Origin of the sequence: Sporosarcina jeotgali (assembly GCF_033304595.1) — a bacterium.
Classification (GTDB): domain Bacteria; phylum Bacillota; class Bacilli; order Bacillales_A; family Planococcaceae; genus Sporosarcina; species Sporosarcina jeotgali.
This window is the reverse complement of the sequence record NZ_CP116341.1, coordinates 1,040,469-1,058,779: the sequence shown is the minus strand read 5'-3', so window position 1 is coordinate 1,058,779 and position 18,311 is coordinate 1,040,469. Positions and strand designations below refer to the sequence as shown.

19 protein-coding genes are annotated in these 18,311 nt (G+C 41.8%); all 19 read right to left on the bottom strand.

Annotated elements, in window-relative coordinates; all coding sequences use genetic code 11:
• Positions 1–36: 36 nt before the first annotated feature.
• Entirely contained in the window at positions 37–939 is a 903-nt protein-coding gene (gene flgG / locus PGH26_RS04945; RefSeq protein WP_323692902.1) for a flagellar basal body rod protein FlgG, read from the bottom strand.
• Between the two features lie 100 nt (positions 940–1,039).
• The gene (locus tag PGH26_RS04940) at positions 1,040–1,414 is read right to left on the bottom strand and encodes a TIGR02530 family flagellar biosynthesis protein (RefSeq protein WP_323692901.1); all 375 of its coding nucleotides are present in this window, start codon (positions 1,412–1,414) and stop codon (positions 1,040–1,042) included.
• 22 nt (positions 1,415–1,436) lie between these two features.
• Positions 1,437–2,084 (bottom strand): flagellar hook assembly protein FlgD, encoded by a 648-nt coding sequence (gene flgD, locus PGH26_RS04935; RefSeq protein ID WP_323692900.1) that lies wholly within the window; start codon positions 2,082–2,084, stop codon positions 1,437–1,439.
• Between the two features lie 4 nt (positions 2,085–2,088).
• Complete coding sequence (locus PGH26_RS04930; protein WP_323692899.1) at positions 2,089–3,453, bottom strand: flagellar hook-length control protein FliK; 1,365 nt, start codon at positions 3,451–3,453, stop codon at positions 2,089–2,091.
• Positions 3,454–3,498: 45 nt separating this feature from the next.
• Positions 3,499–4,104, bottom strand: coding sequence for a MotE family protein (locus tag PGH26_RS04925; protein WP_323692898.1), 606 nt, complete (start codon positions 4,102–4,104; stop codon positions 3,499–3,501).
• Positions 4,105–4,108: 4 nt separating this feature from the next.
• Positions 4,109–4,561 carry a flagellar export protein FliJ gene (gene fliJ / locus PGH26_RS04920; RefSeq protein ID WP_323692897.1) on the bottom strand — a complete coding sequence of 151 codons (453 nt, stop codon included), beginning with the start codon at positions 4,559–4,561 and terminating at the stop codon, positions 4,109–4,111.
• Positions 4,558–5,889 carry a flagellar protein export ATPase FliI gene (fliI, locus tag PGH26_RS04915; protein ID WP_323692896.1) on the bottom strand — a complete coding sequence of 444 codons (1,332 nt, stop codon included), beginning with the start codon at positions 5,887–5,889 and terminating at the stop codon, positions 4,558–4,560. The genes fliJ and fliI overlap by 4 nt, the downstream gene beginning before the upstream one ends.
• A gap of 2 nt (positions 5,890–5,891) precedes the next feature.
• Positions 5,892–6,668, bottom strand: coding sequence for a flagellar assembly protein FliH (gene fliH / locus PGH26_RS04910; RefSeq protein WP_323692895.1), 777 nt, complete (start codon positions 6,666–6,668; stop codon positions 5,892–5,894).
• Positions 6,661–7,674, bottom strand: a complete 1,014-nt coding sequence (gene fliG / locus PGH26_RS04905) for a flagellar motor switch protein FliG (protein WP_323692894.1) — start codon at positions 7,672–7,674, stop codon at positions 6,661–6,663. Before fliG ends, fliH begins: the two co-directional genes overlap by 8 nt.
• 13 nt (positions 7,675–7,687) lie before the next feature.
• A complete protein-coding gene (gene fliF, locus PGH26_RS04900) occupies positions 7,688–9,286 on the bottom strand; it encodes a flagellar basal-body MS-ring/collar protein FliF (protein ID WP_323692893.1) in 1,599 nt (532 codons plus the stop codon).
• 62 nt (positions 9,287–9,348) lie between these two features.
• Entirely contained in the window at positions 9,349–9,627 is a 279-nt protein-coding gene (gene fliE, locus PGH26_RS04895) for a flagellar hook-basal body complex protein FliE (protein WP_488803656.1), read from the bottom strand.
• Positions 9,628–9,673: 46 nt separating this feature from the next.
• Positions 9,674–10,135, bottom strand: coding sequence for a flagellar basal body rod protein FlgC (flgC, locus tag PGH26_RS04890; protein WP_323692891.1), 462 nt, complete (start codon positions 10,133–10,135; stop codon positions 9,674–9,676).
• Between the two features lie 2 nt (positions 10,136–10,137).
• Complete coding sequence (gene flgB, locus PGH26_RS04885; protein ID WP_323692890.1) at positions 10,138–10,530, bottom strand: flagellar basal body rod protein FlgB; 393 nt, start codon at positions 10,528–10,530, stop codon at positions 10,138–10,140.
• 364 nt (positions 10,531–10,894) lie between these two features.
• A complete protein-coding gene (gene codY, locus PGH26_RS04880) occupies positions 10,895–11,671 on the bottom strand; it encodes a GTP-sensing pleiotropic transcriptional regulator CodY (protein ID WP_323692889.1) in 777 nt (258 codons plus the stop codon).
• 82 nt (positions 11,672–11,753) lie between these two features.
• Positions 11,754–13,154, bottom strand: coding sequence for an ATP-dependent protease ATPase subunit HslU (hslU, locus tag PGH26_RS04875; protein WP_323692888.1), 1,401 nt, complete (start codon positions 13,152–13,154; stop codon positions 11,754–11,756).
• Entirely contained in the window at positions 13,151–13,696 is a 546-nt protein-coding gene (gene hslV, locus PGH26_RS04870; protein WP_323692887.1) for an ATP-dependent protease subunit HslV, read from the bottom strand. Before hslV ends, hslU begins: the two co-directional genes overlap by 4 nt.
• Positions 13,697–13,708: 12 nt before the next feature.
• Positions 13,709–14,608 carry a tyrosine recombinase XerC gene (xerC, locus tag PGH26_RS04865; RefSeq protein ID WP_323692886.1) on the bottom strand — a complete coding sequence of 300 codons (900 nt, stop codon included), beginning with the start codon at positions 14,606–14,608 and terminating at the stop codon, positions 13,709–13,711.
• Positions 14,609–14,889: 281 nt separating this feature from the next.
• The gene (gene trmFO, locus PGH26_RS04860) at positions 14,890–16,200 is read right to left on the bottom strand and encodes an FADH(2)-oxidizing methylenetetrahydrofolate--tRNA-(uracil(54)-C(5))-methyltransferase TrmFO (RefSeq protein ID WP_323692885.1); all 1,311 of its coding nucleotides are present in this window, start codon (positions 16,198–16,200) and stop codon (positions 14,890–14,892) included.
• Positions 16,201–16,224: 24 nt separating this feature from the next.
• Positions 16,225–18,303, bottom strand: a complete 2,079-nt coding sequence (gene topA / locus PGH26_RS04855; protein ID WP_323692884.1) for a type I DNA topoisomerase — start codon at positions 18,301–18,303, stop codon at positions 16,225–16,227.
• Between the last annotated feature and the right edge of the window lie 8 nt (positions 18,304–18,311).

The following is an 18,311-nucleotide window of genomic DNA, read 5'->3' as shown; positions in this document are numbered from 1 at the left end:
GAGCAGATTATTTGGTACAGTATTATGCTATATGGATTAGCGCTTCAAGTTAACGAGTTCTTGAAGAATTTCATCGGATGTTGTGATGATACGAGTGTTGGCTTGGAAACCACGTTGAGCGACGATCATTTCTGTGAATTCTTCAGAAAGGTCGACGTTGGACATTTCTAGGGAGCCTGATTTTACTGCTCCTGTTCCTTTTTCTGTCGCTGTAGAATACAAAGGGTCTCCAGAGTTCGAACTATTTACGAAATAATTTTCACCTTGTTTTTGAAGTCCACCTGCATTTGGGAATTTAGCCATAATCAGCTGACCAGCGTATTTTAGATCACCTGCTGCATCTACAAATAGGACTTTACCATCATTACCTACAGATACAGATTGAGCGTCAGTGGGAATTCTGATAGGAGAAACTAAATCTGATCCCGCACCAGCTATGGGATTCCCAGTTGGTCCATAAGTAATCGTAGGACTATTTTCGGCATCTATAAATGAAGGTGGAGTTGCAGGTGTAGAAGCTGCACCATGTAGATACTTACCGTTACTATCTACCAAACTTCCGTTTTTATCCATATAAAAATTACCTGCTCTAGTATAAGTAAAATTCTGATTTTCCCCGCTGTCCTTCAATACAAAAAAACCATCTCCTGCAATAGCTAAATCTAAAGTATTTCCAGTGAATTGAGTTGAACCTTGAGCATGTAGAGTATCAATTGCTGCCATCTGAGCTCCTAATCCCACCTGTTTAGGGTTGACTCCACCCCTCGTATTAGTTGCTGCAGATGCTCCTGATACAGTTTGTGAATATAAATCACTAAACACTGTACGACCCTTTTTAAAGCCATACGTATTAACGTTAGAAATGTTGTTACCAATTACATCCAACTTCGTTTGAAAGTTTTTAAGTCCTGAAATTCCTGCATACATTGAGCGTAACATAATGTGTTTTCCCCTCTCGGATTGTAAAGTGCATCTGCCTCTGTCGGTCGGCAGTGCGGCGGCATCCTCATTTCACGAGGTCCTGCCGGTTGTTCATTTTTTAACTTAAGATAATCGTTCCATCAATGTTCGTGAAGAGCTGATCTTTAGCTTCTGTACGATCCATCGCTGTGATGACTGTGGAGTTTTTAGCGCTGATGATAAGTGCAGCTTGGTCCATCAGTACGAGTGAGTCGCGAATTCCTTTCGCTTTTGCCTCGTTTACTTTGTCCGTGACATGAGCCCATTCGGCTTCAGAAATCGTGATATTCCGTTCCGTCAGACGTTCTGTCGCATGCTTGCTGACTTTCAGCGGCTGCGGTGCAAGCGCGTGGTTCAGCTGCTCGACGAATGACTGTTTCGGTACAGACTGTTTCAGTTGTCCGGGTCGTAGTTGCGGCTGCGATTGGAGACGCTGAATGTTGAGCTGTTCCATACAATCGCTCCGTCCTGATTAGTTATTTGCTAATTGAAATGAATTTGTTTCCTTCAATCTTTTCACCATTTTCAAGAATGTACATAAGCTTGCCATCTTTGTTCGAAACTGATGCGACAGTTCCTGTTTTTTCAGTTTCACCATCTAGATAACCCACTGTTTTGCCGATGAGCATGCTGGCTTCTACTAGGCTATTAGAACTCACTCCGCCTGAGAGCACTTCTGAAATATTTCCCGGAGATAATTCTTGACCGTCATCCATTGTGAAAACTACAGAACCATTTACATATTTCACAGATGCAATTTTACCAATGCCTTCCGTTATCACAGGTTTTCCATCTTCATCAGGTTTTTCAGCTACTTGGTGCCACTTAATTTCTTTGCCTACAAATGAATTGTATTGGATCAATTGGCTCTGATTTTGTGATTCTGCAAACTTCTCAAAAGCCTTCGTTAGATTCATAGTCTGTTCAAGTGCAGAGAACTGAGCCATCTGTGCAATGAACTCATTATCTTTCATCGGGTTCGTAGGATCCTGATTTTGCAACTGCGCAATCAGCAGTTTCATGAAGTCATCTTTCCCCAACGTTCCTTGACCTGTTTTTCGTTCGTCCCTTTGCTTATTCACCAGATACATTGAATCCGTTATCGCTTTTTGTCCATCTACCATCCGGTTACACCTCCACATCTAGCAGATATTCTTGGAATGATTGCTGTTCATCCTGTTCGTGCTCCTGAGTTCCCTGCTGATCGTCATTCCCTTTAAACTGTTGATGATTAAAGTTCTGACTGCGATCATTTCTCGAAGGATCTTGAACAGCTTGGGTTACGTCAATTCGATCCACTTGAATGTTTTGCTGATTAAACGACTGTCTTAACTGATGCAGTTGGCTATCGAGCATCTCTTTTCCAAGAGCTGTTGAAGCAAGTATCCTTGCAGTCATAACCCCATTAATCTGAATAAGCTCAATTCGGATTTGACCAAGTTGTTCTGGATTCAGCTTGACTAACAAACGATTTGTGCCACCCTGTTGACCAAAATTCGTCTGTTTAAATAGCCCTTGTAACTTTGCAAGCAATGCTTCAGATTGACTGTTCGGTTTCGTTTCAGGTGTCTCTAAAGAAAAAACGTTCCTAGATACTATCGGTTGAACACTCGAATTTTGAAGAATCTGCGACTGATTTTGCTCGCTTTTTCCTTCTTGTGAACCTTGTTCTGTGCTACTATTTGTCACATGTGAGAGAACTTGATCGAAAATAGTTTGATTTTGTGTTGATTGATTTCCGATTCGTGTTTCATTTTGTGCAGTTTGGGGAATTGTAACTAACTGTGAAACTGTAGCAGTTAAAATATTTGAGAACTTGACTTCTGTACCAGCATCTTTAATTCCAACAACTTTTTGAAGTGCTTCTAACTGTCCACTCAATTGTGTCAAACTAGCTTGCTGCCAGCCAAGTAAATCTTTTGTCGGCAGTGTTGTTTCAACAGTCTTCAACAGCGCTAAAACGTTTGTTGCTTGCTGCTGGGTTTTTTGATCCTTACTATTCAGCATTTCTTCTAGTACCTTAGATAGTTTTGACGCGTGCTCGTCTACAGCGCTTAAAAGTGTCCATAGATCGTTGGAATACATAACCTCCGCCAGTTCTTCTTTTGAAACGCCGGCTTCTTCTAACATTGCGCTGATGGTTTCCATTAATTCTGCTGGATCCATCTCTAAAGCCTTTGCCCAATCCTCAAGCTGACTTGCTTGTCCCAGTTTGCCCAGACTGATTAAGATGTCATCTTGCGGGATTTGCGTTAACTCTTCTAAAGAAGCCGCAAGTTCTTCGGCATTCGCAGCAGAAAAAATATCACTGATTGTTTCTGTTAAAGAGCCAAGTTGTTCAACTGATCCAGCAGTTTTTGCTATTTCTGCATTTTTCGTCATTCCTGCAAGCACTGAGCCGAATACTCCCCCTGAAGTTCCCGATGTTTGGACTGCATCTCCGGGTACAGCTGCTGGGGCAATCATAGCTAATGGAACTGAACCTATATTCATTTTTTCACCTCCTAAGTCAAAATCTATTACTTTATGATTATATCATCATTTTGCTAAAAGAGCAGTATATTTAGCTGCATCTTCTGGTGACATTTTTTCCAGAACAGATGCCAGTGTATTTGCTTTCATTTGCGATAAAAGCTGCAGTGCCTGAGCATCTTCCATCTTTGTAATCACAGGAGCTGCAGATTTTGCAGACATCTGTTCAAAAGTTGACACCAGCTGTCCTAATTCCTTTTTCGAGTCATCATTCGTTCTTTGCAATACTAAAATTTCTGCTTGAAGCTTTTCTTGAGCTAATGTCAGCTCTTCATTTTTTGCATTGGATTTTTTCAAGTCCTCTTGAATATCCATGAGCTGCTGTTCTTTTTGTTTCAATTCTTCTTTCATTGCCACAACACGTTCTTCAAGGACTTTTTTATCTTTTTTTGTCGAAGAACTTTCTTTCTTCTGTTCAAGCACAGGAACTGAGGCAGTCCATTCTTTTGCTTTTTCAATAACATTAACATCAGCAACTTTTGCAATAATAAGCAAGACGGCAATCGCAAAAACAAGCGGAATCACAAACCATGCGAGTAACATCTGAAAGAAACTTCCTGCCTTGCGCTCTTCTTTATAGGAGTCTGGCGTCTTATTCTTTTTACGTTTCACCGGCTTACCACCCATTTTCATTTTTGCGGAATTTCAAAGTAGAAAGTTCATCCAATCGCTCTGCTTCTTTATGTTCCATGTCTACTTGAAAAGCTTCACGATCTTTCTCCCGCATTTTTTCGTATTTTTTCACTTCAATTGTTTTATCAAGCAACCGTTCTTCGTACCAATTCATCTTACTTCGTGCCTGAATTACTTGCTGTTGGACAGAAGTGATTTTAGCTTCAATGCTTTCTATGAACCTTGCATAATGATGGATTTCATTCACTGCGAATCCTCTAGTCATTTTCTCTTGCTGCACGACTAAGATATCTTCTTTCTTTTTCAAAAGATCATAAAGTTGAGTCGCAATCGTTTCAAATGACTCGATGGATTCCTTATATGCAGATTCCGTCTCATTCTTTTCCTGTTCCCGAAAGGTTAAGACTTTGTCAAATCGATAATGGTAGGATTTCATGTTTGACCGCCCCCAGAAGCGAGCGCAATTAATTCTTCAATACTTTCTTCCATCGAGATATTGTCTTTATATCCTTGTTTCAGGAATTTAGTAATGAGCGGTTCGTATTCAATCGCTTGGTCAATTTCCTTGGAAGTCCCACGCTTGTATGCACCGATATTAATCAGGTCTTCCGACTTATCATACGTATAGTACAATTCACGCAGTTTCTCCGCAGCTTTGACATGTTCAGGATCCGCAATATGATTCATTAGCCGGCTAACACTTTTCAGTACGTTGATGGCTGGGTACTGTCCTTTGTTCGCAAGCGTTCTGTCCAATACAATATGCCCATCCAAGATACCACGAACTGCATCGGCGATCGGTTCGTTCATATCATCGCCGTCGACCAGAACAGTATAGAACGCTGTAATTGCACCGAACTCATTCGTTCCGCTCCGTTCCAGCAGTTTCGGTAATATCGCAAACACCGATGGAGTATATCCGCGAGTCGCAGGCGGTTCACCAACAGCCAGCCCGATTTCCCGCTGCGCCATCGCGACCCGCGTCACGGAATCCATCATCAGCATGACATTCATGCCTTTATTTCTGAAGTACTCTGCAATTGCTGTTGCTGTAAATGCACCCTTAATCCGCATAAGTGCCGGCTGATCTGAAGTAGCAGCAACAACGATTGTACGGCTTAGCCCTTCAGGACCTAAGTCTCTATCGATGAATTCCCGAACTTCCCGACCACGCTCACCAATCAAAGCTATGACATTTATATCAGCGGTTGTATTTCGCGCAATCATTCCTAACAGAGTACTTTTTCCTACACCAGAACCGGCAAAAATTCCTACTCGCTGCCCGCTTCCGACCGTCAGCATGCCATCGATCGCTTTCACGCCAACCGCTAATTTGTCATTGATAGTGGGACGCGTCAAAACATTCGGCGGGTTTTGTTCAGTCCGGACAGTAGCAAGTCCCTTCGGTAAAGCAGAATGGTCAATCGGATTGCCCATCGAGTCTAGCACTTTGCCAATTAAGTTCATGCCTACTTTCACTTCCAGCGGTTTTCCGGTTCCTTCGACCAAACAGCCGCTTGAAATTTCGGTTACATTCGTAAAAGGCATCAGCATGACGATTTCTTCGCGAAAACCGACAACTTCCGCTAATATTTTAGACTCGGAGGTACTCGTTGGATTCAAGTGGATAATACACAAATCACCAATTGAACTCTCAGGACCTTTGGATTCAATCATAAGACCTACAACTCGTGCTACACGGCCATATTTTTTAAATGTATTGACGTTCGCTATTTTATTCGATAGTTCTTCAGCTTTTTTCATGATCAGCCCTCGCTTTCCAATAGTTCCACAAGGCGCTCTTTCATCTCATTTAACTGTTCATCGATACTGACAACGATTCTTCCGTGGTTTGTTTCAATGTAGCATTCCGTATCTTCAAACTCATCGTTAACAAAAAGCAGCATCGGAACATCTGGCGGGAAAATCGAAGCCAGCTCTTCTCGACTATCCGATACTAGCTTATAGTACTCTGGAGATACATAGACTTTCACTTCACGCATTTCACGTGCTTCTTTCAAGCCGCGTTTAACAATAGATAAATATAACTCGTTATTTTCTTCCAGGGCATGGCCAAGAATTCGTTCCGCGGATTTCATTGCAATCTCTAAGATTAACCGTTCTTGATGGTCCAAGTAGGATTGTCCATTTTTTTGTGCAGTTTCTATGGTTGCATTTGCTTGTGTTATTGTTTCTTGCATATCCGAAATGCTTTTTTTTGTACCTTCTTCAAAACCCACTTGGAATGCTTCTTCATAAGCACGTTGTTGAAGTTCTGCCTTTTCAGATTCCCATGCGTTCCTCATTGCATCGATGTCATCATGCGCAGTTTCCCGCATATGCTCGATCGCAGCCTTTTCAATCCCCGCTTGGGTTCGCGCCTCAGTCATTAAACGATCCCGTTCCATTATGACTTCCGCTAAGTTCAGTTGAGAAGGCGCTGATGTTTCTGTCTCAGGCTCCGATATTGTTCGGAGATTGCGAATTCCAATCTTCTTCACACCTGCCATTTGGTTCGTGCCAGGTCTGTAGATATTAGACAATCACATCATCTCCTCCGCCGCGTGCAATAATAATTTCCCCTGCATCTTCCAGACGTCGTATTGTAGCAACAATTCTTGATTGTGCTTCTTCAACGTCACGCAACCTGACTGGCCCCATAACATCCATCTCTTCTTTGAAAGATTCCGCCATACGCTGGGACATGTTTTTGAATAGAATATCTTTAACTTCCTCACTGGATACTTTCATAGAGAGGATGAGATCTTCATTTTCACAATCACGGATAACACGTTGAATCGAACGGTTGTCGAGCGTAATAATATCTTCGAAGACAAACATCCGCTTCTTGATTTCTTCAGCAAGTTCGGGATCTTGAATTTCAAGCGCATCGAGAATTGTTTTCTCTGTAGCACGATCCACGCCATTAAGAACTTCAACCACTGCATCGACACCGCCTGTATCTGAATAATCTTGAGTAACAGTGGAGGAAAGTTTTCGCTCCAGAACTGCTTCAATTTCGCTGATGACTTCAGGAGATGTTGATTCCATCGTTGCAATTCGCTTCGCGATATCTGCTTGAACTTCTTGCGGTAATGACGAAAGGATCATACCTGCTTGTTCTGGTTCCAAGTAGGACAAAATAAGTGCAATTGTTTGTGGATGCTCATTTTGAATGAAGTTCAAAATCTGGCTCGGTTCAGTTCTTCTGGCAAAATCGAACGGCCGAACTTGAAGAGAAGACGTTAAGCGATTAATGACTGCTTGTGCGTGTTCTTTACCCAAAGCTTTTTCAAGGACTGTTTTCGCATAACCGATACCGCCCTGCGAAATGTAATCTTGCGCAAGTGCAATGTTGTGAAACTCTTCAATAATTTCTTCTTTAACTGAAGACTCCACTTTACGAACACCGGATATCTCAAGTGTTAAGCGCTCAATTTCCTCTTCCGTTAAATGTTTATAGATTGCTGCGGACACCTCAGGACCGAGAGAAATCAAAAGGAGAGCCGCCTTCTGTTTCCCGGACATATCTTTATCTTTTTTTACCACGTTTGACCTCTCCTTAGTCCTCTGCTATCCATGTGCGTAGCAATTTAGCGAATTCTTCCGGTTTCTCTTTCGCCATTTTTTCGAGTTGTTTTCTGCGTAATGTTGCTTCTGTTTCAACTTCACCATTTATATCGCTTACTTCAATCGCTTCCAGCTGTTCTTCCAATGCGCGTGCCTCTTCAAGTGCCAGCGCTTCATCTTTACGGCGCTTGCGAACGTAAAGAATTACTAACGCAATAATTACTAATAGAAGTACTCCGCCTATTACATAAACCCACCAAGGAATTACTGTACGTTCTGCATCGAAATCAGCTTGTTTGCCACGGATCGGCTGAATGGAAACAGCGATTTTCTCAGCTAATTGTTCTTCTGTTAATTCGCCTGCAGATACTTTGTCGATTGAAGTTCGAACAATCGTTTCAAGAATTTGTTTGATATCGTCTTCCACACCCGGTTCTAAAGATCCAGGATCATCGGCAGTTGGCGGTTCCACCATTACCTGCAGACCTATGTCCCGGATTTTATAAGGACTTTCAACGATATTTTTACGAATTCGATTCACTTCGTTATTGATCGTCTCTTCTACACGCTCATAATCTCCATTACTTGTAGAACCCTCAACAATTGTTGTGCGATTGTCAGTTGGATCTTCTCCTTCAGGAACTCCGCCTGGCACCGCACCGTCTCCAGTAAATGTTTCTGTAATTCGCTGAACGCTAAGTGCGATTCCTTCCATACTTTCTTCATCAACTGGAGTTACCAGATTCTCTTCACGATTTTCTTGTTGGAAATCAATATCTGTTGTTACAGAAACAACTACTTTGTCCTGTCCCATCATAGAACCTAACATCATTTGAACTTGACGCTGCAGATCGCGTTCGATTGATTTCTTTATGGTCATTTGGTCAGCAACATTAGATCCGAACTGGTTGTTTTCATGATTCAAATCATAGTATTCGAAATACTGATTCATCACAACGATATCTTCAGGTGCTAAGTTCGGAATGCTTTTTGAAATTAAGTTATATAATCCTTTTATCTGCGGTTCGCTGAATTGTTGTCCCGGCTCGGTCTTTAGGACAATAGATGCGCTAGCTGCTTGAACGTCTTCATTAACAAATACCCCTTGAGTCGGAAGGGTAATCATTACCTTTGCGTCCTGCACACCTTCAATTCCTGTAATCAATTTAGCAAGTTCATTTTGCATAGTTGCGAGTTTAATCATATTAAATTCATTATCTGTTGTTCCAAATCCAGCATTTTCGGAGAAGAATGAGTAATCTATTCTTCCTGAATTCGCAAGGCCTTGTGATTCTATGGATACTAGTAAATTATCGACTTGTTCCTTAGGTACTAATATAGAAGTACCCCCAGGGGCAATTTTACTAGGCACAGCCTGTGCATCCAATTCTTCTTTTATTCTTCCAATATCCGATCTGGATAAATCTTTATAGAGCGGTACATAAGTTGTGCGAGATAGGAAGAAAGTTAGTAGCGCTGCAGCAATAATAATGGAAGCAGCCACACTTATATATAAGACTTTTTGTTTTTTTGTCCGGTTTGACCAAAACGCTTGTAAATCGTTTTTGATCTTTGTTAATCTTTCTTTCATTCTGATCCTCCGGTCGGCGAACGTCATCCGTACTAGCTCTGATGAATAACGCTATATTTTTCTTACACTGGCATACGCATAATTTCTTGATACGCTTCGACTACTTTATTGCGTATTTCCATCGTGGCATTCAATGCTATTGAAGCTTTCTGTGCTGTAATCATTACATTATGTAGATCTACATTGTCGCCGCGAACTAACTTTTCGGTCATCACATCGGATTGCACTTGTGCTGCATTCACGTCTTGGATTGCATCTTTCAGAAAGCTGCCAAACTTTTGCTGTGATTCAAATGTTGTAGGAGACGATTTTGTTGCATCAGGCGAAATGACTGGACCCATCGCCATAATTGAGGATATTGCCATTTGAACTCATCCTTTCTTCCTTTTATTTTCCTATTTCTAGTGCTTTCATCAACATTGCTTTGTTGGAATTCAGCACTGTGATATTTGCTTCATACGAACGAGTAGTAGACATCATATCAATTGTTTCACGTAACGGATCGACATTAGGCATTTCTACATAACCTTCTGCGTTGGCATCTGGGTGTGCAGGATCAAAAACTTGTTTAAAAGGTGTTTCATTGTCTTCTTGAATTTTGGAAACCGTAACGCCGTTTCCAATGCTTCCTCTATCTCGAGTTCCCATTGCAACATTCAAAAAGTTTGAAAATTGACCTTGTTTTGGTTGAAATGATACTGACTTTCTTCGATATGGCTGCCACTCCCCGTCAACCATCTTCCCGCGTGTTGTGTCGATGTTAGCCATATTAGAGGAAATAACATCCATACGAAGACGTTGCGACGTTAATGCCGAAGCAGAAGAATTCAAGCTATGGAAGATTGACATCTTTAGCGGCCTCCTTTAATGACGTTATTAAGAGAATTAAACTTGCTGCTAATACGATCAGCCAGTGCATTATAGTAAATTTGATTTGCTGCAAGGTCTGCTTGTTCTTTATCCATATCTACCCCGTTGCCATTCTGGTTATAGCTGAAGTTTGAATAAGTTCTGTTTCCTGAACCTGCCGTTGCAGGGGTAAATTGTATATGGCGCTGATCGGTACGGTAGGCTTCTAACTGTGCCGTCTTCGCTTCATGCAAGTAACTTTTAAAATCTACAGTCTTAACTTTATAGTTTGGCGTATCCACATTCGCCACGTTTTGCGAAATTGCTTTAGATTTGTCAGATGAAAAATTCAGTCCTTTTTCTAAAGCGGAAATTGTTCCCCCGTAAAGGTCCAAATCAATCCCCTCCTTCGTTTATAATTAAGAAATCTATTAAATTCGACATAATTTACTAAAAGTCAACAATTACTACTCATTGTATCGGATTATGGACCATTTTGTCTATACCAATAATATATATAAATTAGAAACTTTGCTTACATATGCGTGTTTGTTCACAAGAAATACCAGTTTCACTGGGTCTTACGTCTCTATTTAATCAATCAATGATTATTGATTATTTAAAAAACTTTTATCTAATTTCTATCCATTGCAGACCATTTTTCTGGAATAATATTGTGTATAGTGGTTTTTATATAAAAAAAAAAAAAAAATGAGCAAAAAGCGAAAACGCTTTTTACTCATTTTTAACTTGACAGTCTTATGATTTTTGTTTCTCAAGCTCTTCAAGGAACTTGCTGTTTAACACTTTAATATATGTGCCTTTCATTCCTAGTGAACGTGATTCGATTACACCAGCACTTTCAAGCTTACGAAGTGCGTTAACGATAACGGAACGTGTAATCCCAACGCGGTCAGCGATTTTAGAAGCAACTAGAAGCCCTTCATTGCCATCCAGCTCATTGAAGATGTGCTCAATTGCTTCATGCTCACTGTATGAAAGTGAGTTGATTGCCATTTGAACGACTGCTTTGCTGCGAGCTTCAGTTTCGATTTCTTCAGATTTCTCACGAAGAATCTCCATCCCAACTACTGTCGCTCCGTACTCAGCAAGAATTAGATCATCTTCTTTAAAGTCATCGTTTAGACGCGCAAGGATAAGTGTACCTAAACGCTCACCGCCGCCAATGATTGGAACAATTGTAGTTAAGCCGTTTTTGAATAACTCTTGATTCTCAACCGGGAATACTGTGTATTCACTTTCGATTCCAATGTTTTGTGAAGTTTCACGAATCTCAAATAGTTGTTTTGTATATGCTTCAGGGAATTTACGATCTTCGAACATTTGCTTCATACGCTCGTTTTCAATCTGGTGATGGATTTCAAGACCAAGAAGCTTTCCTTTTCGGCTAACGATGAATGCGTTACAGTCGATTACTTCACTAAGCTGCTCCGCCATTTGTTTAAAGTTCACTTGCTTACCCGCAGTTTCTTGAAGCATAGCATTAATCTTTCTTGTTTTGACTAACAGTGTCATTATATTTTCCTCCTCATTAATTTCAGAACTGATAAGAATATTCTAAAGGTTTTTAATTGTTAAATAAACTATTTTGTCTCCATTAAAGGATGAAATGTGACAAATCTTTGTCTTTCACGATACCTTGCAGCTTTTCGTCAACATAAGCTGGCGTAATTTTAATGCTTGTCGGTCCAATATCCGATGCTTCAAATGACAATTCCTCAAGAAGTCGCTCCACGATTGTATGAAGTCGTCTTGCTCCGATGTTTTCGGTATTATCATTAACTTCGAATGCAATTTCTGCGATTCGGTCAATTGCATCATCTGTGAACTCTAACAGGACGTCCTCTGTTGCAAGAAGTTTCTCATACTGGCGTATAAGAGAGAAGTCAGGTTCTTTCAGAATCCGGACAAAATCCTCTTTAGATAACTTATCTAATTCAACACGAATCGGGAAACGGCCTTGCAGCTCCGGTATTATATCGGACGGCTTCGCCATATGGAAAGCCCCTGCAGCTATAAATAAAATATAGTCAGTTTTCACAGCACCATATTTCGTAGTCACTGTAGATCCTTCTACAATTGGCAAAATATCACGCTGAACCCCTTCGCGGGAAACGTCAGCACTGGAAGAACCGCCACTCTTGCTTGCGATTTTATCCATTTCGTCGATGAAAATAATTCCCGACTGCTCCGTTAGCTGGACAGCCTGACGAGCAATTTCGTCATGATCTATTAGTTTGTCCGCCTCTTCAGCTTCTAATACTCTTCTTGCATCTTTTACAGCCATCTTACGCTCCGTCATTTTTTTTGGCATAAGCGAAGAAAGAGCGTCTTGCATATTCGACCCCATCTGTTCCATACCAGAACCTTGAAGTGCATCGAACATAGAAGGCTGTTGAGACGTAACTTCAACTGTCACTTGCTCTTCTTCAAGTTTACCTTGCTTAAGCAAATCAGCGATTTCACTGCGCTTTCGCACAGTTTCTGTCAGTTCCTCTTGTTCATCAGTGTCACTCTCATTCTTTTGCCCGCCAAACAGCATTTCAAACGGATTTTGCATAGATCCCTTCTTTTTCTTAGTGGGAACAAGTAATTCTACTAGACGCTCTTCCGCTTGGAGAGCTGCTTGGTCTTTCACTTCGGCACGCTGCTTTTCTTTGACAATACGGATCCCCGTTTCGACGAGGTCACGCACCATGGACTCAACATCCCGTCCAACGTAACCGACTTCAGTAAACTTCGTTGCCTCCACTTTTACAAAAGGCGCATCCACAAGTTTTGCTATGCGGCGGGCGATTTCCGTTTTACCGACTCCTGTCGGCCCAATCATCAAAATGTTTTTAGGGATGATTTCATTTTTTTCTTCATCGGTTAACAAGTTTCGTCTATAGCGATTTCGAATTGCGACTGCAACTGCCCGTTTCGCCTTATCTTGCCCAACAATATAACGATTTAAAAACGCAATCATTTCTTTCGGTGTCAGTTGTTGTGAATTCATTCCCCAAGCACCTCCACGATAATGTTGTCATTCGTAAATACACAAATTTCAGATGCTGTTTCAAGTGCAGCACGAGCGATTTGTTCGGCTGTTAATGTCTCGCCAGCATATTTCGCTAATGAACGTCCAGCTGCTAACGCATAGTTGCCTCCTGATCCTATCGCAAGAATACCATCATCCGGTTCAATGACTTCCCCAGTCCCTGATACAAGCAAGAGCGTATCCTCATTCATGACAAGCAGCATTGCTTCCAGTTTACGAAGTATCTGGTCGCCTCTCCATTCCTTCGCAAGTTCAACAGATGCCCGCTGAAGGTTACCATTGTATTCAGTGAGTTTGTCTTCAAACAAATCGAACAACGTAAATGCATCCGCCACAGATCCTGCAAAACCAGCAAGCACATTTCCATTAAATAGTCTGCGGACTTTTCTAGCGGTGTGTTTCATTACTACACTTTCTCCCATGGTCACTTGACCATCGCCAGACATAGCACAAACTCCCTTATGTCGAATAGCAAAAATCGTAGTTGCATGAAATTCCATTTAAATTTCCTCCTAAGCACGCGGATGCGTATTCATATAGGTTCTTCTTAAATGCTCTTTCGTTGTATGGGTGTATATTTGTGTCGATGATAAATCACTGTGCCCTAAAAGTTCTTGGACAGTTCGCATATCCGCTCCTGCAGATAGTAAATGGGTTGCAAATGTATGACGCAGCATATGCGGATAAACATTTGACTCAATGCACGCCCGCTCAACGATGGCATCTAAAATATGCCTGACACCGCGTTCAGTTAGGGGCCCGCCGCGCAAGTTCACAAATAACCGATCATGTTTAACAGTTTTCATCAACAATGGCCTGCTTATTTCTATATATTGCTCGATTGCAGACTGCGCTAAGCTGCCAAATGGGACGTAGCGTTCTTTTCTTCCTTTTCCCATTACACGGACAATACCAAGATCGTTATCAATATCACCTAAACAGATCGATGTGAGTTCACTTACACGAATCCCTGTTGCATAGAGCAGTTCTAACAGCGCACGATCACGATGATCTCTTGGCTTTTCTCCAAGGCACGCTTCAAAAAGTTTGTCAAGTTCCTCCGCATAAAAAAAAGCAGGAAGACGCTCTTCCTTTTTAGGATGATGCAGCAAACGAAATGCTGTGTCATTAATATCATAACGAGCATTAGCAAAACGGAAAAATGAACGAACTGAAGAAATCTTTCTGGAAATACTGGCTCTTGATAATTCGCGGTCATACAGACGTGAAGCAAAAAGGCGCGCTTCTTGATATGTAATGCTCTCTATCGTAAGAATGCCTTCGGTTTTTAAGAACTCAAGGAATTCATCTACATCTCTTTCATATTCCGTTACAGTGTGGACTGAATAGTTTTTTTCAAAACGAACATACGCAATATACTCATTACGAATCCGGAGCGTCTTTTCATCCATTTAATACACCTCCCGAAAAGCGAACAAATAATCAGCATTTAAACGCTCGGCAAATAGCGTATACGATTATCTTAACTTATTGAAAATGCCGACTACTCCTTAAATTCAAATTCATCCACGATTTACTATACACGATTGACAGGTATTTCTACAACTATGAGCATCTGGTTGTCAGACCTCTGTGGAATACTTTTTGAGAAATGACATTGATTATTCACATTTACTTCGTACTTTCACACAAAAAAGAAGAAGAAAGGCTATCTCCCTTCTTCTCATCAATCTTAAAGCTGGTGTTCAGTTTTAAATGCATCCAATGCTTCCAGGGCACGATTCGCATGTCTTTCTGCACGTTCCAGTTTAGATCGGACACGCTCGCCTAGATCTGGGAACAATCCGAAGTTCACATTCATTGGCTGGAAGTTCTTTGAATCTGCTTCTGTAATGTACCTTGCCATGCTCCCCAAAGCTGTCTGATGCGGCAGGATATAAAGTTCTTCTCCTAAAGCCAGTCGCGCAGCATTCATCCCCGCAACTAAACCAGCACCGGCAGACTCAACATATCCTTCCACTCCTGTCATCTGTCCAGCGAAGAACAAATTCGGGTTGGCTCTCAACTGATAAGTTGGTTGTAAGACTCTTGGTGAATTGATGAACGTATTGCGATGCATCACACCATACCGTACGATTTCAACATTCTCAAGGCCTGGAATGAGTCGCAATACTTCCTTTTGAGCGCCCCACTTCATGTGCGTTTGGAATCCAACAATGTTGTACAGCGTTCCTGCTGCATCATCTTGACGAAGTTGTACGACAGCTTTTGGACGTTTACCTGTTTTTGGATCTTCCAGCCCTACAGGTTTCATAGGACCGAATAGCAGCGTCTTATCTCCGCGGCTCGCTAAAACTTCGACAGGCATACAACTCTCGAAGTACACTTCTTTTTCGAATTCTTTCAGTTCGGCAACTTCTGCGTTTACTAATGCATTGTAAAAGACAGCAAACTCTTCTTCATTCATCGGACAATTGAGATACGCAGCTTCTCCCTTGTCATATCGGGATTTCAAATAGACTTTGTCCATATCGATGGAGTCCTTCTCGACAATAGGAGCTGCCGCATCGTAAAAGTATAAGTATTCTTCACCAGTAAGCTGGCGTACTTTTTCAGCCAGTGCCGGAGAAGTGAGCGGGCCCGTTGCAATTACAGTGATGCCCTCGGGTATCTCCGTCACTTCTTCATTTATAACTTCCACTAGTGGGTGATTCCGTACTTTTTCTGTTACATGCGCAGAGAACTCATGACGATCCACAGCAAGCGCCCCTCCTGCAGGAACAGCGCAAGCATCCGCTGCCGCAATAATGACAGAGTCTAAACGTCTCATTTCTTCTTTAATGACGCCTACAGCATTCGTCAGTGAGTTTGCGCGTAATGAGTTACTGCAGACAAGCTCTGCGAATTTATCTGTATGGTGAGCTGGAGTTTGCTGTACAGGTCGCATTTCGTATAATCGAACCTGTACTCCTCTGCTTGCAATTTGCCAAGCCGCTTCACTTCCAGCAAGTCCTGCACCGATGACATTTACAATTGGTGTCACATTGAACCCTTCTCTCTAGCAATGTTATTCTTGCGGTTTTTCTTTATAGTCACATTCCGTACATTGGATTTGCAATCCTTTTTTCAAGCGTTTTTCGACAAGTGTACTTTCACACTTCGGACACGGTCTCGAAATCGGTTTATCCCACGAAATGTATTCACATTCAGGATATCGGTCACACCCATAAAAGATTCTGTTTTTCTTACTCTTCCGTTCGACGACTTCGCCTTCCTTACAAAGCGGACACGTTACGCCGATTGGTTTAATGATTGCTTTTGTATTCCGGCAATCCGGGAAGTTCGAGCACGCCATGAACTTACCATACCGTCCCATTTTATAAACCATTGGAGATCCGCACTTTTCGCAGTCTTCTCCTGCAGGCTCATCCTTAATTTCAATCTTTTCCATTTCTTCATCCGCGACTTTCAAATGCTTTTCAAAATCCACATAAAACTCATCTATGACCTTAACCCATGGGATTTCTCCCACTTCAATATGGTCCAGACTTTGTTCCATTTTAGCTGTAAATTCCGCATTAGTAATGTCAGAGAAGTATTGATTGACTGCTGAATTGACGATTCCGCCTAATTCAGTCGGAACAAATCGCTTTGCATCCAGGGTGACATATCCTCTTTTTTGAATCGTATCCAATGTAGGGGCATATGTCGACGGCCGCCCTATTCCCAGTTCTTCAAGCGTTTTCACTAGCCGCGCCTCTGAAAAACGTGGCGGCGGCTGCGTGAAATGCTGTTTCGGATCAATCGAAGCGCAAGTGACCGTTTCCCCTTCAGCTAGAGGAGGCAGAACATTATCCTTCTCTTCTTCCTTATCATCATGACTTTCAATATATACTTTCATAAACCCTTGAAACTTCACTTGTGATCCAGTTGCCCTGAACTGAACATCGTTGTTCAGTAAATCAACAGTGACTGTATCGAGGATTGCAGGCGCCATTTGACTTGCAAGGAAACGTGACCAGATAAGTTTGTATAATTTCAACTGATCTTTTGATAAAAACGCTTTCATCGCTTCAGGTGTGCGAAGTACAGACGTCGGACGTACTGCTTCGTGTGCATCTTGGGTTTTCGCAGCTGAAGATTTGCCTGCCGCCTTTGTTTTGCGTGTGAATTCCTCGCCATACATAGACTCAATATGAGTTTTAGCTTCAGCTTGAGCCGTCTCAGAAGTTCTCGTAGAGTCTGTTCTCATATACGTAATCAGACCAACGATTCCTTCTTTGCCGATTGTAATTCCTTCGTACAGCTGCTGTGCAACCATCATGGTTTTCTTAGCGCGGAAGTTTAACTTGCGAGCTGCTTCTTGCTGCAAGGATGATGTAGTAAACGGTACTGCAGGATTACGTTTACGTTCTTTCTTTACAACTTGGCTTACGGTAAAATCGTCGCCATCCAAGGTTGAAAGGATTCCATCTACTTGTTTCTTGTCGGTCAGTTTGACTTTTTTACCTGCAGTTCCATAGAAAGAAGCTTCAAAATTCCCTTCTTTTTTACTGAATCCCGCTCCAATTGACCAATACTCTTCTGGTTCAAAGGATTTAATTTCTTCTTCGCGATCAATAATAAGTTTTAGCGCAACAGATTGAACCCGTCCCGCTGACAGCCCTTTCTTAACTTTCTTCCATAGAATCGGACTGATATTATAGCCGACAAGCCGATCTAGAATTCGGCGTGCTTGTTGAGCGTCTACTAAGTCTGTATTAATAGGACGCGGATTTTTAAACGACTCGTTAATTGCGTCTTTTGTAATTTCGTTAAACACAACGCGGCAGTCTGAGTTTTCATCCACACCAAGTTGATGTGCCAGATGCCAGGCGATTGCTTCCCCTTCTCTGTCGGGGTCAGCTGCGAGAAAGATTTTTTTTGCTTTTTTGGCTTCTTTTTTCAAGTCCTGTAAAATCGGGCCTTTGCCGCGAATCGTAATATACTTCGGCTCATAATTATTTTCTACGTCTACGCCCATTTGACTGCGCGGCAAGTCTCTTAAGTGGCCAAGGGATGCGCGCACTTTGTATTTCTTTCCTAAATAGCGTTCAATGGTTTTTGCTTTTGCTGGTGATTCCACAATTACTAGGTAATCTGCCATTCTAATGT